This is a genomic window from Lysinibacillus sp. NPDC097214, from assembly GCF_050277945.1.
In the GTDB taxonomy this organism is placed as follows: domain Bacteria; phylum Bacillota; class Bacilli; order Bacillales_A; family Planococcaceae; genus Lysinibacillus; species Lysinibacillus xylanilyticus_B.
This window is the reverse complement of sequence record NZ_JBNNSS010000005.1, coordinates 198,541-213,054: the sequence shown is the minus strand read 5'-3', so window position 1 is coordinate 213,054 and position 14,514 is coordinate 198,541. Positions and strand designations below refer to the sequence as shown.

Annotated in this window: 18 protein-coding genes; 9 read left to right on the top strand and 9 right to left on the bottom strand. The window is 34.6% G+C overall.

What is annotated here, in order from left to right; all coding sequences use genetic code 11:
* Nucleotides 1–38: 38 nt before the first annotated feature.
* A complete protein-coding gene (locus ACQKMI_RS13580; protein ID WP_427489694.1) occupies nt 39–461 on the bottom strand; it encodes a pyridoxamine 5'-phosphate oxidase family protein in 423 nt (140 codons plus the stop codon).
* Nucleotides 462–621: 160 nt separating this feature from the next.
* Here ACQKMI_RS13580 and ACQKMI_RS13575 point away from each other — a divergent pair, with 160 nt between their 5' ends.
* From ACQKMI_RS13575 to ACQKMI_RS13565, 3 genes are all read left to right on the top strand, one after another.
* The gene (locus ACQKMI_RS13575; RefSeq protein ID WP_427489692.1) at nt 622–1,248 is read left to right on the top strand and encodes a YczE/YyaS/YitT family protein; all 627 of its coding nucleotides are present in this window, start codon (nt 622–624) and stop codon (nt 1,246–1,248) included.
* 144 nt (nt 1,249–1,392) lie between these two features.
* On the top strand, nt 1,393–1,680 hold the full coding sequence (locus ACQKMI_RS13570; protein WP_427490113.1) for a PadR family transcriptional regulator: 288 nt from the start codon (nt 1,393–1,395) through the stop codon (nt 1,678–1,680).
* Entirely contained in the window at nt 1,667–2,275 is a 609-nt protein-coding gene (locus tag ACQKMI_RS13565) for a DUF2812 domain-containing protein (protein ID WP_427489690.1), read from the top strand. The genes ACQKMI_RS13570 and ACQKMI_RS13565 overlap by 14 nt, the downstream gene beginning before the upstream one ends.
* 50 nt (nt 2,276–2,325) lie before the next feature.
* Here ACQKMI_RS13565 and ACQKMI_RS13560 read toward each other — a convergent pair whose 3' ends face one another.
* The 3 genes from ACQKMI_RS13560 to ACQKMI_RS13550 all read right to left on the bottom strand — a co-directional run bounded on the left by ACQKMI_RS13560 (nt 2,326) and on the right by ACQKMI_RS13550 (nt 4,005).
* Nucleotides 2,326–2,958 carry a 50S ribosomal protein L25/general stress protein Ctc gene (locus tag ACQKMI_RS13560; RefSeq protein ID WP_427489688.1) on the bottom strand — a complete coding sequence of 211 codons (633 nt, stop codon included), beginning with the start codon at nt 2,956–2,958 and terminating at the stop codon, nt 2,326–2,328.
* Between the two features lie 83 nt (nt 2,959–3,041).
* The gene (locus ACQKMI_RS13555; RefSeq protein WP_427490111.1) at nt 3,042–3,167 is read right to left on the bottom strand and encodes an S-layer homology domain-containing protein; all 126 of its coding nucleotides are present in this window, start codon (nt 3,165–3,167) and stop codon (nt 3,042–3,044) included.
* A gap of 136 nt (nt 3,168–3,303) precedes the next feature.
* Nucleotides 3,304–4,005, bottom strand: a complete 702-nt coding sequence (locus ACQKMI_RS13550; protein ID WP_427489686.1) for a YjjG family noncanonical pyrimidine nucleotidase — start codon at nt 4,003–4,005, stop codon at nt 3,304–3,306.
* 265 nt (nt 4,006–4,270) lie between these two features.
* Here ACQKMI_RS13550 and yfkAB point away from each other — a divergent pair, with 265 nt between their 5' ends.
* Nucleotides 4,271–5,383 (top strand): radical SAM/CxCxxxxC motif protein YfkAB, encoded by a 1,113-nt coding sequence (yfkAB, locus tag ACQKMI_RS13545; RefSeq protein WP_427489685.1) that lies wholly within the window; start codon nt 4,271–4,273, stop codon nt 5,381–5,383.
* Between the two features lie 186 nt (nt 5,384–5,569).
* Here the strand turns inward: yfkAB and ACQKMI_RS13540 are convergent, their stop codons facing one another.
* Together ACQKMI_RS13540 and ACQKMI_RS13535 are read right to left on the bottom strand one after the other, a co-directional pair.
* Entirely contained in the window at nt 5,570–6,391 is an 822-nt protein-coding gene (locus tag ACQKMI_RS13540; RefSeq protein WP_427490109.1) for a HAMP domain-containing sensor histidine kinase, read from the bottom strand.
* On the bottom strand, nt 6,322–6,789 hold the full coding sequence (locus ACQKMI_RS13535; protein WP_427489683.1) for a DUF418 domain-containing protein: 468 nt from the start codon (nt 6,787–6,789) through the stop codon (nt 6,322–6,324). The genes ACQKMI_RS13540 and ACQKMI_RS13535 overlap by 70 nt, the downstream gene beginning before the upstream one ends.
* 138 nt (nt 6,790–6,927) lie before the next feature.
* On the opposite strand from ACQKMI_RS13535, the gene ACQKMI_RS13530 reads away from it, so the two are divergent.
* Nucleotides 6,928–7,245 (top strand): DHHW family protein, encoded by a 318-nt coding sequence (locus tag ACQKMI_RS13530; protein WP_427489681.1) that lies wholly within the window; start codon nt 6,928–6,930, stop codon nt 7,243–7,245.
* Between the two features lie 119 nt (nt 7,246–7,364).
* Here ACQKMI_RS13530 and ACQKMI_RS13525 read toward each other — a convergent pair whose 3' ends face one another.
* Nucleotides 7,365–8,222: a metallophosphoesterase gene (locus ACQKMI_RS13525; protein WP_427489679.1), complete on the bottom strand. Its 858-nt coding sequence runs from the start codon at nt 8,220–8,222 to the stop codon at nt 7,365–7,367.
* Between the two features lie 416 nt (nt 8,223–8,638).
* On the opposite strand from ACQKMI_RS13525, the gene ACQKMI_RS13520 reads away from it, so the two are divergent.
* The 4 genes from ACQKMI_RS13520 (at nt 8,639) to ACQKMI_RS13505 (ending at nt 12,668) form a co-directional block, all read left to right on the top strand.
* Entirely contained in the window at nt 8,639–9,904 is a 1,266-nt protein-coding gene (locus ACQKMI_RS13520) for a glycoside hydrolase family 5 protein (protein WP_427490107.1), read from the top strand.
* Between the two features lie 207 nt (nt 9,905–10,111).
* On the top strand, nt 10,112–10,684 hold the full coding sequence (locus ACQKMI_RS13515) for a glycoside hydrolase family 73 protein (RefSeq protein ID WP_427489677.1): 573 nt from the start codon (nt 10,112–10,114) through the stop codon (nt 10,682–10,684).
* Between the two features lie 11 nt (nt 10,685–10,695).
* Complete coding sequence (locus ACQKMI_RS13510) at nt 10,696–11,334, top strand: response regulator transcription factor (protein WP_079563409.1); 639 nt, start codon at nt 10,696–10,698, stop codon at nt 11,332–11,334.
* The gene (locus ACQKMI_RS13505) at nt 11,331–12,668 is read left to right on the top strand and encodes a histidine kinase dimerization/phospho-acceptor domain-containing protein (protein WP_427489674.1); all 1,338 of its coding nucleotides are present in this window, start codon (nt 11,331–11,333) and stop codon (nt 12,666–12,668) included. The genes ACQKMI_RS13510 and ACQKMI_RS13505 overlap by 4 nt, the downstream gene beginning before the upstream one ends.
* A gap of 331 nt (nt 12,669–12,999) precedes the next feature.
* On the opposite strand, the gene ACQKMI_RS13500 is transcribed toward ACQKMI_RS13505, so the two are convergent.
* Complete coding sequence (locus tag ACQKMI_RS13500) at nt 13,000–14,001, bottom strand: LLM class flavin-dependent oxidoreductase (RefSeq protein ID WP_427489672.1); 1,002 nt, start codon at nt 13,999–14,001, stop codon at nt 13,000–13,002.
* Between the two features lie 73 nt (nt 14,002–14,074).
* Nucleotides 14,075–14,500 (bottom strand): hypothetical protein, encoded by a 426-nt coding sequence (locus ACQKMI_RS13495; protein WP_427489670.1) that lies wholly within the window; start codon nt 14,498–14,500, stop codon nt 14,075–14,077.
* Nucleotides 14,501–14,514 lie beyond the last annotated feature (14 nt).

Genomic DNA, 14,514 nt, shown 5'->3' with positions numbered 1-14,514 from the left:
CTATATACCACATAACAATTCAAAAAAACGACCACATCTTAATGGTCGTTTGTAAATTCAAGCTCTTTAGGTGGATCGCCTTTTTTATTCATCAAGCGCATACGAATCGGTTCGATTTTTAGTGTAATCATTTCATCTTGATTACCAACAAAAATGCTTGTAAAAAACTCGGCTAACTTATTTTTTATTCCTTCCTCTAGAATTTCTGTTAGCTTTCCTTCAATTTCAACATACGTGTCACCAAAGCCTCCATTTTCGTATCCATATAATATATGTGTATATGGGTTTTTGCGAAGCTCCTCCATTTTTTCAGAATGTTTATTCGTTACTGTGTATAATATAAAGTCTTCATGTTGGAAGGTCATATAGCGTGAGTACGGTTTGCCATTCTCCACAGTTGCCATCGTCCCTATTTTTTCACGATTTAAAACTTCTAGTATTTCATCTCGCACAGAGGTCATATCATCCCATCCTTTCTTATCCCTACTATTTTGTCCTTATTAAGCTAACCTAATCATATTTTTTGAAAAATATGAATTGACAATCTTCTATTTATTTTAAAATCTATTGCTATAATAATTTGTTGAACAACATGAATTTTTTAGAATGAGGGTTATAATGATGAAGCAAGCATTTTTCACACGGTGTCTGTTCTTCTTAACGGGTATTTTGCTTTTATCCTTAGGTATAACATTGACAATTAAAGGTCAGATTTTTGGTGTTGGTTCGTGGGATGTGTTACATATTGGACTAGTAAAAACATTGGGATTAACTATTGGTACTTGGTCCATTCTCATCGGACTAGCCATAATAGCAGTTGATATAGTAATAACAAAGAAGTTTCCACTTCCGGGTACGTTCATAGATATGTTCTTAGCAGGAATTTTTATTGATATTTTTAACTATTTGCTTCCTGATATAGATGGTTTTTGGATGCAGCTACTTTCATATGTATGTGGCTTACTATTACTTGGCTGGGGTTGCGGTATGTATATGGTGGCCAATTTAGGGATTGGTCCTCGTGATTCATTAATGCTTCTAATGGTCCATAAGCTTGGCTGGAGTGTTACCCGCGCTCGAACAACTATGGAAGTAACTGTCGCTTTAATCGGCTTTTTACTAGGTGGTCCTATCGGCGTTGGTACTGTGCTAATGGCTTTCGGACTCGGACCGATTGTACAATTCGCTTTAACGTTTAATGAAAAATTATTTCTGAGATGGACTGGCGTGAAAAGCGCTGTAGTATAGGCTTACAAGACAATGCAAAAGTGCATTGTCTTTTTTTATTCGGTTGCAATATACAGTTCAACTATATATAATCAAACTATATAGTTGAACTGTATATGAGGTGAACTTTTGAAAAAACATAAATTACTACCTTTATCTGAAACCATGCATTATATTCTACTTGCCTTACGCGAACCATTACATGGCTATGCAATGATGCAAAAAATAGAGGAAATGAGCGCTGGTAGTGTAAGGATTGCGGCCGGCACTATGTATGGCGCAATTGAAAATTTGTTGAAATACCATTGGATTTCGCCTGTAGAGACAGAGGATTCGAGGCGTAAGGTTTATCAAACAACAGCTGAGGGACTAGCTATATTAGCGGCTGAGCAAGAAAGATTGCAGCGAATTTTATCTTTATACGAGGGAGCAGATGGGCATGATAAAGTTTAAAATCTTTTTTGATATCGAAAAAGAAGAGCAATGGTTAAATCATATGTTGTCCAAAGGATGGGTTTGTACAAACATAAATTCTGCCGGTTTTTATACATTTAAAAATACGACTGATCTTGAACAAGTTATCCGTATTGATTATCAGCAGGATCTTCGGAGAGAGGATCGAACTAACTATAAACAGTTATATGAGGATTTTGGATGGCAAGCTTTAAAAGAAAAATCGTATGATGGTACCTATTATTGGCTAAAAAGAAAAGATGGCAACGACGAATTATTTTCTGATAATGATTCGCAAATTGCTAAATATAAACGATTAATGATTCATTCCAGCAATTGGGCCATACTCTCTTTTATATGGTTAATGATTTTTTATACTAATGACAAATTTGTTTACCTTTTTAATATAAAAGATGCTTATTTTACGCCAGGTTTATGGGATGAAGAAGGTTTTGCCTTCCTTTTTTCTTTTTTATTTGAAACACCTTTTGCCATCATGCGTATTATCCCACCCTGGCTATTTTCAGCAACTTTCAGTATGTACGTAGTGATGTATTTCCGTTATCGCAAATCTATACAGCAGTTTATACAATAAACAGCAAGGAACCACTTACCGCGCGTGTAAGATGGCTCCTTTTTTTGTTTCTATTCTTCTGAATCAGATGGATTTTTCCCAGTACCCCCGATTACTTCAGGGGTCCCATCCACTGTGTCCTCCTGTACATTTTCAGCAGCAGGTGGTGTGATCGTCACTAATGTATAGTCATCTTCCTGTAAAATTTCAAAGGAAAACTTTTCGCGAATATCTCCTACATAAAGTGATGTCCCGATCGCTACATCAGTCACATCCACCTCTATTGTTTCAGGGATTTCTGACGGATTTACTTTTATGCGAACTTCACGATTAGGCTGTAATAGGAATCCACCGTCTGCAACTCCTATAGCTTTACCTTGAACTGTTACTGGAATATCAACTTCTAGTTCCTCGGACATATTGATGGACTTGAAATCTACATGCTTCACATTGCCCTTTAACGCACAGCGTTGTACTTCTGTTAATACTGCGTTGACCCGTTTACCATCTACATCTAATTGGAAGACATTTTTATTGCCGAATTGCGCTAACATTTTTGCAAATTGTCTGGCATCCAGTGATACGGCTGTGGATTCCATTTGATAGCCATAAACAACGCCTGGAATAGCACCGTTCTGTCTAAGCTGATTTAATGATGACTGACGCCCTTTACCGCGTGTTTTTACAGGTAAAACAGTATTCATCGTCTTTTCCCCTTTCATGGAAACTAGTCTCATAAAAGGTTTTGCCCGTTCTATAGATTTTTATACATTTTAGTGCACTACCACTAATATTGCCTGCTGGCGTGTGATCTTCCATTTGGATCAAATGTAGCTGGCGATGTTCCGTTTATGATTCCTAAAGAATGCAAAGCACCAACATAACCGTCATACCTAGATTTTTTAGCATAAATGTCTTTGATTTGTTAGCTGGATACACGAACTACTACCGCTCAAAAGTATGTACTTTGCAAAAATTGTTCTATCAAAAAACTACACCTCAACTGTTCATGCTTACGAACAGTTGAAGCGTAGTTCAGACATTACTTATCAAATTGTTACTTTATTATCTAGCAATACGTGTAAATCATGAAGCTTTTTAATTTCAAAATGTGGTTGAATATCGCTTGTATTTTCAATATCACGTATATTAAACCAGCATGTATCAATTCCGGCTTGTAGTCCGCCTTTAACATCGGATGTTAAGGAATCACCAATAATCAAGGTTTTATCCTTATTTATATGTGCGATACGATCAAAAACATAATCGAAAAAAGCTGGCATTGGTTTTTGATAGCCTGTTTGCTCCGAGATAAAAATGTCTTTAAAATATTGTGCTAAATTTGCATCCTCTAGTCGCTTATTTTGAGTAATTGTTTTACCATTTGAAACGACATATAAATCATAGTTATCGGCAAGCTGTTCGATTACTTCGTAGGCACCATCAACATAATGATGTGCTTCCTTCAAATATTTTTGAAAGACCGCTTCAAAGTACTCACCATCTACATCTAAGCCGAATTCCTTTAACGCAACCGAAAATCGAGTGTTATGTAATGTATTTTTAGACACCTCACCACGTTCAAAAGCACGCCACATAGATTCATTAATCTCTTTATAACGCGCAATCATCGTCGGAGTTGTTGCAATATTTTCCTGTTTAAATAAACGGTCAAGTGCTGCATTTTCAGCTAAGTCAAAATCTAATAATGTGTCATCCACATCAAACAATAATGTTTCATAGTTAGCCATGTCATTCCCTACTTTCTTTGGTGCTGTATTACCATATCATTCCTTCTATCATAACGTTTTTTTAGAAAAATAAAAGTAAATTTACCCGCCTGTCCATTTTGCGGAATTTTAGGAATAATCGCACAAAAAGAACCAAAAAAATATTCCCTTCATTGCGTAACAAAAATGATCATCTTGCCTAAAAATAGCCCTTTCGATAATTTCATATTTGAAAATAACAGCGAATATGAGACAATAGAGTGCTAGAAAGGAAGATGTACGAATTATGACGACTCTACAAAAAATTACGCCTGCCTTTGATCCATGGGAAGCGTATTTAGATGTTGAACAACATGGGGAAATGACCCTATCTAATATTGAATTTACAACAACAACTCTTTGTAATATGCGCTGTGCACACTGTGCCGTTGGCTATACATTACAAACTAAAGACCCAGATGCACTGCCAATTGAGCTAATTATAAAGCGTCTTGATGAAATCCCACACCTTAAAACTATCTCGATTACTGGTGGAGAACCGATGATGTCTAAGAAATCCGTTCAAAACTATGTATTACCTTTATTGAAATATGCGCATGAACGAGGCGTACGAACACAAATCAACTCCAACCTAACATTGGAGCCTGAACGTTATTTACTGATTGCACCGTATTTAGATGTACTACATATCTCACATAACTGGGGTACGATTGATGAATTCGTCGAAACAGGCTTTGCCATGATGGAGCGAAAACCGACTTATGAACAGCGTGCAGCTTTGTTCCAACGCATGATTGATAACTCAAAAATGCTTGCAGAGCACGGTGTAATGGTATCAGCGGAAACAATGTTAAACAAGAAAACTTTACCGTACTTAGAGCATATCCATAACCAGATCATCAATGAAATGAAATGTGCACGCCATGAAGTGCATCCGATGTACCCTTCAGATTTTGCAAGTGCACTAACTTCTCTATCTCTTGAGGAAACTCGTGATGCGATTCATCATCTACTTGATGTTCGAGATGAAAATACTTGGATGTTGTTTGGTACGCTACCTTTCTATCCATGTAGCATAAATGCAGAAGATCAAAAACTTCTAAATCGACTACGAGAAGAAAAGAACGTTACGATGCGTAATGATCCAGATGGTCGCTCTCGCTTAAATGTCAATATCTTTACAGGTGATGTCATTGTGACAGACTTTGGCGATACACCTGCACTCGGCAATATTGAAAACGACGAATTACCAGCAATTTTTGATAAATGGATGGCAACAGATTTAGCAAAATTACTAAACTGCCACTGTCCAGCCGTAAAATGCTTAGGTCCAAACGTTCTTGTTAAAAATATGTACTATAAAGATACACAGTTTGTTAGTGGCTCAGCTAAAATGTAAAAGGAAAAATGTCCAATGCATATATTTGCATTGGACATTTTTTATAGTATTTATGATATTGAAGCCCCGAATAGATCCACTTTTTTTTAAGTGTCTACTATTCAGGGTTCAGTTAACATTACCATAAACAACCGATAAGAAATCTATAGAGGAGAGCTGATTTTAGCTTAAACTTCCCATAAGCTATTATTCTTTAATGATATATTCAATTTTAAATTTTAACCAATCTTCTCTAAAATCAGCCTTAATTGTTCCGCCATGGAGCTCTATAATTCTTTGAGAGATGGCAAGTCCAATACCAGACCCTCCTTCTTCCTTTCTTGCCTTATCCCCTCGATAAAAGCGTTCAAATAATTTAGTAACGTCTTGTACTGGTAATTTCTCTACTTGATTGGATATAGACAAAATAGCTTTTATGCCATCTACATAAAGATCTACTTTTATAATAGAAGGTTTCATGCTGTATTTGATTACATTCATTAGAAGATTATCATAAACACGCACCATTTTTTCAATATCCATCGATACGTGTATGTCTTCTTCAGGTATTGATTTTTGAATAACCAGACCTTCCTTTTCTAAAATAGGTGTATATTCTCCAATTATTTGTTCGAGTAATCTGCCTAATTCAACTTCAGTATAATTTAATTTTAGATCAGGACTTGTAAGTTTTGTGTATTCAAATAGTTCATTAATAAGTTTCTTAAAATTTTGTGATTTAGAATAAACAGTTTCCAGATACTCATTTAATTGTTCATCATCTCTATATTCTTTTTTTCTCAATAAATCTATATATCCAATGATGGACGTTAGAGGTGTACGCAAATCGTGAGAAATATTTGTAATAAGTTCGTTTTTTGCACTCTCTATTTGCCTCTCATGATTGAATTTATTTTCCAATTCTTTTGACATATAGTTAATATTCGTGGCAAGTTGACTTAACTCATCATTCCCCTTAATTTCAATAGTATTACCCAGTTTTCCATTTGCAATGGCTTGATAAATAATGTTTTTGGTTTGCGATTAATAAATGGAATTAAAAGTAAAGTCATGATTCCATAGATTAATAAAAAATCGCCTTTCCATAATTGTGAATGGAGTAAACCTAAAGCAATTAGCCCCGTTGCACGACGAAAGATGAACCATAGACTCTTCTCCTTTTTCTTACGTATAGATTCGATAAGTTTAATAAAAGAGTAACCGAATAAAATAGTGAAGATCGGCATAAATGATCCATCTATAAAAATTTCTAATAAACGGAAATATACATTATCGATGGCGGATAGATCTTTTACTGCATCTGAGCGAGACATGCCATACTGGAAAATCAACAAATTCGCCATTAAGATGCCAAATAAACTAAATCCACGCATTGTATCGATGAAGGTAACACGGTTTGTTGCCATTGTTTTTTACCACTCCCTTAGTTTGAATTTTTCTACGGCTTTAGAATACATTTCAAACCTAAAGAAACAGTAGGAAAAATACTTAATAATCCTTAATATTTATAAGATACATAGTGATAAGTTTTTTATTTTTCACTTATGATTTTCACTTTCTCAATTACTGTGGAATCACATATACTTCTAATTATGGTTGGAAATATAATAGTGGGCTTTACATTATTCTTTCTGTTACCAAAAGAAAACCTTTTTGAAAACGAAAAAAGTCAATTAACACCTTTTCCTGCTTTCTCAGCTGAAAGTTTTCTAAATAAAAGTTATGCCAAACAAATAGACATATATGCGAATGACGCATTTCCGTTTCGGGAGCAGCTCATTGAGTTGAGTGCCTTCTATAGGGATGTTAAAGGAATACGATCAGAAAGAGATGAGATACAAATATACAATATACAGAAATAATACAGAAAAAATTGTGAAGACACATGAAGGGTTACAGTAAAAAACGAAGCCTAATCGAAATGATTAGGCTTCGTTTTTATTCTCCTAGATTAAATGGAAAGGAGATCTTGCGAGTATCTTCAATTTTTTAATAAAAAAACAGAAAGTTCTGGCTTACTCCAGAAGCGTATAGGCATTCTTGTTGTACCAATACCTCGATTTACATACAACTGTAATGGTTTTGATTTCCCCTTTAATGAATACATGCCTTCTACATATTGTTTTGCTAATGAAGTAGTGATTATAGGGCCAATGAATGGAAGTTGTACTTGTCCTCCATGACTGTGACCAGATACTTGAAAATCAACTGGATACTCAAGGACTTCATCTACTGCATCGGGTTCATGCACTAACAATATGTTAAAGTCCTTCTCTTGTAAGTGTTGAAGGGTATGCTGCACTTTTGGCTTGCCAAGTAAAAAATCATCAAGACCAGAAATCGTAATATAGTCATCATTGCTTGCCTTAATTTTTATAGTTTCATTAACTAAAACTGTAAAACCCGCCTCCTCCATATACTGTTCGTACAAATACCCCCCGCCGCCTCCACGGTCATGATTACCGAACACTGCATATTTTCCAAGAGGTGCGTGAATTTGTGACAAAATAGTTTGTGAGTATTTTCTTTCGGTAGTATACTCACGAAACTTGTCAATTAAATCACCTGTAAAGACTACAATATCGGGATTAATTTCGTTTATTTGATCGATTAGCATTTTCTGCTGCTTATGAGAAAAATTCGGTCCAAAGTGTGTATCAGAGAATTGCACAATCTTTACATTTTGAAAACTTTCAGGAATATTAGGATTTTTGATATCAGTCCATGTAATAGACAATGATTTTGTTTCAAAGTGGGACGCGTATAAATAAGTAGCGATTGGAAAAATGAAGATTATAAGGGAAATAACACATTTCCACTTAATTTTCTGTTGAAACATCCTTCTTATTAACAGTTTCAAGGGAGTGATTAATTTTACCATTGATAACCTATTTTTTTGTGTGTTTTTCGTATTACCTTTCATATGTCACCTCTATATTTATCATAAAAAACTACAATTTATTAAATGTTGTAGCATCTTATTGTTACAGGAAGTTGTCATTTTGGAGATTTATATAAAAAAGATTCAAAGAATCATTTTTCGATTAGCAATTTAATAACAAACTAAAATTGCTATCTCTCCCCTATCGAATACCCATCATTAAACTTTTAAATGATCCTCAGATTGATTTCAGATAAACATACACACATCTGCTTATTTGTCACTTTCACGTAACATTGGTTCAGTAGTATATATAACGAGGTGATAATATGAGAGTAATAAATCAAAGGAAATGGCTGAGCGGAAAATTCAAAATGATAGCCTCCCTTGGTTGTTTTTTAACAGTAGCACTTGCTGCTGGTTGTAGTTCCTTAGAGCAAGAAAAGAAACATGAAATACAGGAAGTAAAGGAAGTTAAGGAGGTAAAGAATGATTTTTGGAATGAACAACGAAAAGGAACAAACTTTATGAATTCTTCTTCTTTACCGAAAAATTATGAAGAGGCGAATGGATTCAATATTGAATTTATCCGTTTAGCACCTGATAAATGGGCAAAAGATAGAGGCTTCTTATTTAATGACGAACCTGACCCTAGTCCTAATAAGGATTTCTTAATCGGTAATGCAGATCAATATGAGGGAATTGTTGAAGAAGATTTTATAAAGTTAAAAGAGGATTTGGATGCAGCATATGCAAGAGGGTCAAAAGTTGTACTGACTGTTCTAAGTCTTCCAGGAAATCGTTGGAGGCAGTTTAATAACTATGAAAATGACGACCGTATTTGGCAAGACTTTAAATATCATGAGCAAGCAGCACTTTTTTGGAAAGATCTTGCCTTCCGTTTGAAAGATCATCCTGCAGTGGTTGGATATAACGTAGTGAATGAGCCACACCCTGAAACAGCTACGGGATTTAATGATTTTTGGACTGAAGATTATAACAAATGGTACAACAAATTGGAAAATACTCCTGCAGATTTAAACCTGCTTTATGGAACAATTGTAGATTCTATACGAATTGTAGATTCTGACACACCAATTATTTTAGATTCAGGTTTATTTGCCACTCCATGGGCGATTAAATATTTAAAACCAATAGATGACGATAATGTGTTATATGCTTTCCATATGTATGAACCTTATGAAATGACAAGCCAAAATCGAAAAAAAGGATTCACATACACTTATCCTGGCAAGGTGAAGGTTGGTGAAGATCAAGCAGAAAAAATGTTCGATAAAGCTGCATTGAAAGATTTTTTAGAACCAGTTGTACAATGGACTGAGCAACACAATATACCAAACAACCGAATTATGGCTGAAGAGTTTGGAATTAACCGAATGGTTGGCGGTGCCGATCAATATATAAAGGATTTAATTGATATTTTCGATGATTATGGCTGGCACTGGGCATTTTATGCATTTCGTGAAGATACGTGGGAAGGTATGGATTTTGAATTAGGAAGTCAGCCAGTCAAGGAGGCCTATTGGAAAGCTAAGGATAATGGCAAACTACCGGATAGAAAAGATATAGAAGTTGATAATTCGATTTGGGATGCATTGAAAAAAGGACTGAACAAATAACCTTGTTCTTTTACACATAGGTTTAGAAAAAATTATTTATCAGTAGTACAAACCATAGTTTGTACTACTTTTTTTTAGAAAGAAGCGAACAAAGTATTCATTAATCGTATTAAAGGTTTTTCATCTAATCTTATTCTTTTGTAAAATGACTGTAACATTCCTCTTTTAAAATACATGTAATAAATTCATTTAAAAAGAGGTTATATAATGAAAAGAATCTGCAAATATAAAAAATACAAAGTGTTTATAATTATACTAGTAGTTAGTTTAGCTTTACTCTCTGTTTTTTTTATAAGACTATTTCAGAAAGAAAATAGAGAATTTCATTTTATAGATGAAATCGCTCCTATAGCTGTAGAATTAAACCAACAAACAGGAGGAGTATTACCGAGCATAATAATAGCTCAGGCTATATTAGAATCGAATTATGGTGAAAGTGAATTGGCTGTAAAAGCAAATAATTTATTTGGGATAAAAGGTAGCTACAATGGCATGTCAGTAAAAATGGCAACTATTGAATATAAAAATAATAAAAGTTATACAATAGAAGCTGAATTTAGAGCTTATCCAGATTTGAAAAGTGCCTTAATTGACCATACTAAATTATTTTTAGAAGGAACGAGTTGGAATAAGCATCAATATTATGATGTTCTTGCTGCAGCGAATTATCAGGAAGCAGCACATGCTTTGAAGAAAAATCATTATGCCACAGACCCTATTTATCCTGAAAAATTAATTGCTATTATAGAACAGTATAATTTAGAGAAATATGACAATTAGGAGATAAATATATGAATGTACTTATCGCTGATGATGAACTAGATATGTTAAGGATTTTACAAAGTTATTTCAAAAAGGAAGGATTTACAGTATTTACGGCTACAAATGGTTCAGAGGCACTTGATATTTTCTATAATGAAAAAATTGATTTGGCCATTTTGGATTGGATGATGCCAGAAAAAGATGGGATTACAGTTTGCCGCGAAATGAAGAAGAATCAAAAAATTAAAGTATTAATACTAACAGCTAGAGATACAGGAGAAGATGAATTTATTGCCCTATCTGATGGCGCTGATGATTATGTAAATAAACCATTTTATCCAAAAGTTTTATTAATGAGGGCAAAAAAATTGTTGCAGATGGAATCCATTCAACGAATAAACGATGTTTCATTTGATATTTCAAGCAAACGTGTATGGAAATCTGGAGAAGAATTGATTTTAACAAAGACTGAGTTCGAGCTTTTACGTATATTTAGCCAAAATAGAAGGCAAATATTAACGAGAGATCAACTACTTGATTTAATATGGGGTATAGACTATGAGGGTGATCCACGGACAGTAGATACACATATTCGACGTCTACGTGAAAAGATTGGAGAGGATATTATCCAAACGCATCGAGGCGTTGGATATAGTACAAGGGAATGAAAAGAAAAATTGGAACAAAATTAACTATTTATATAACTCTTGTTGTTATCATCACATTTAGCATCTCACTTGCGGTAAGTCATTTTTTTCTACCAAGATATTATCTTCATCAATTGAACAAAAACGTAACTAATGCTTTTTCAGTGTACCAGGAATTTGAGGATAAGAGTTTGGTGGAGCATCGATTTGATGTAACTATTCTTTCAGTATCGCTAGAAGATAATATTAATGTCCTGAATGAAAATTTAAAACAGCAACTTGCAAGAGAACATATTGCACTTAATAAATTTTGGGTTTCTGAAGAAGTATTACAAAAAGTTAATGAGGATAAAATTGTGGGCAAGGTTTACAATCAGGGAAAACAAAAGTCCAGTTTTATCGCACATTATTCAAAAGAGGGTAATCAGCTAATTATGATTGGAGCCTCTATGGCTAATTTTATTGATATAGCCTATTTTATTAATCGTTTTAACATATTCTTTTTGATAGTCAGTATCTTAGTGATTATTATAATTACTGCCTTTCTGTCCCGAAAACTAACAAGACCGTTAAATGAACTTAAAAAGGTTGCAAAAGAAATTGGCGAGTTGGATTTTAAACAGGCTGAAGTTCGGTCAGGAGATGAAATTGAGGACCTTGCAAAAAGTATTAATAAAATGAGTAAGGCACTCGAAAAAGCGCAACAGGATTTATCTAAACGGAACATTGACTTAAAGCAATTTATGATTGGTTTAACCCATGAGCTTAAAACTCCTTTAGCATTAGTTAGAGTATATTCCAGTGGAATTGAAGATGGTATGGATGATGGAACTTATCTTACAACCATTAACAAGCAAGTTGATAGAATGGAAAAAATAATAACAGATATGCTTTATTTCGCCAAAACAGAAGAAAACGATTCTAATAAAACTAACTTTGATTTAATTATGTTGATTAATGAGATATTGGATAATTATCGACATATACAAGGGGAAAAACAAATTTATTTTAAAACTGAAGTTACTGAATTTACGCTGACGACTGAGCAAGATAAAGTACGTTTCATTTTTGAAAATATGATTAGTAATGCTGTCAAATACGCTTCTGAGGATCAAATTCAAATTATCTTTCACCAAGACGGTGTGTTTGAAATTAGTAATGATACTACGCTTACAGATATTTCTAGAATATGGCAACCTTTTTATGTTGGAGAAAGTTCTCGTGACAAGAACTTTTCAGGTACTGGGCTCGGACTTGCAACAGTTAAAAGCTTTGCTGAACAATTAGGATATAAAACGCAGGCAACGCTTTCTAATGGTACTATCAAATTTAAAGTCGATTTTGGTAAATCATAATACCTTAGTACCATCAGGATTATACTTTTTAGCATTAGTTATTATATTGTCTAAAATGCACTTTAATAAAAGTTCGTCTGCTTCGAGCATGACATCCCCTGCATATTGAGTAATCGCCAAAACTTCGGAAGCAAAAAAGTCATGTTCACGTACTGAACATGACTTCTATTTCTGTTATTTTTCCGCAAAACTTCTAATGACAAACATCCATGTTCCTTTGCTGTACTTCCTTTTACATGAATCATAGAGTTTTTTCACTAGCAAATTCGACGTTACTTTTATTGATTAGTAGATTCAATATAAGACTTTTGCAACACTTCTTTCACTAAAGCTATGGTGTTCGTATTAATTCCTTTGCCATTAACTTAAAAGTATTCAAGCGACTTTCTAGTGCGTATTGATTGCAGTTTAGCATCACTTCGTCAAATCCATATTGCTCTTGCTCTGCTACTAAAAATTCAGCGATTTCCTTCGGTGTTCCGACAAGATTGGCTTTTCGATTATTAGCAATTGTCATTTTATCCAACTCCGTAAGTGGATAATCCTTCGCTTCCTCAGGTGACATCGCTTGAATGATTTGTCCCTTCATAAGATGAAGACGAGTAATATCAATCGGTTTTGCCAAATATTCCGCTTCCTCTAACGTATCTGCAACTGTCGCCGCATAAGTAACGATAATTTGTGGCTTCTCCATATAATAGGAAGGTATAAAGTAATCCCTATACGTATCAAATATATCCTTTGACATATTGCCAGTGAAAAATTGTGCATATGAATAACCTACACCTAATCGACCTGCCTGCATAGCGCTTTGACCACTTGACCCAAGTAACCAAGCTTCAGGTAATTGGATATTTACAGGTGCCGCAATCACTTGATCATAGACTTCTTCCCCTGTTTTTTGATTATTCATCAGTTTTAAAATGATCTCGAGCTTATCGTATTGCTCTGTAAAACGTTGTCTTCGTCCCTCTGCTAGTGCATAAATAGAGGCATGGTCACCTCCTGGGGCTCTACCCACACCAAAATCAATACGATTCGGTGCTAAGCCACTTAATGTTTTAAAGACCTCTGCCAGCTTATATGGAGAATAGTGCATCATCATCACGCCTCCAGTACCGATACGAAGACGTGATGTTTTCGCTGCTAGGAAAGCAGCTGTAACCTCGGGAGCCGAACTTGCCAGTGAATGGCTATTATGGTGCTCCGCTAACCACATACGATGATACCCAAGCTCTTCACCTAAGAGCGCTATTTGTTCTGTACGTCGAAAAGCCTCTTCAGCAGTATGATCTTTTGGTATAGGCATTTGATCTAAAATACTTAATCTCATTGACAACACCCTCTCTGTCTAAGCATTCCTCCTTACTGTAATATAGGAAGTTCTTTTTACAAAGCAAAAGACCTTACTCATAGGCAAGCCGCTTTGCATGCCATGTGTCATAAACCATGCCAATAAGCAACCGGTTTTGTTTGGGACTCAATACGACATCATTAAATTTCATTGCATAAATAGAAAATTCCTTTGTTTGTTCATCCACTACGAACTGTAAAATGGCATGTCCTTTTTCATCTTCAAATGTAATATCACCTGATAATTCGACAACATGCTCGCCTGTTTTTGCCTGGTAATATCGCCAATACGGTTCAAAAAATGCGTAATTAAATGCATTACGAACAGATACATCTGAAAAGTTCCCCAAATACCCTCCTTTTACAGTATCGATATACTCATTATCAGTTATATCTTTTTTGGCATTATACACACATCCGACAAGTAGCCCCATACATACAACACAAACAAATACTCTTACATGATTTCCTAAACTCAAATGTCATCACGTCC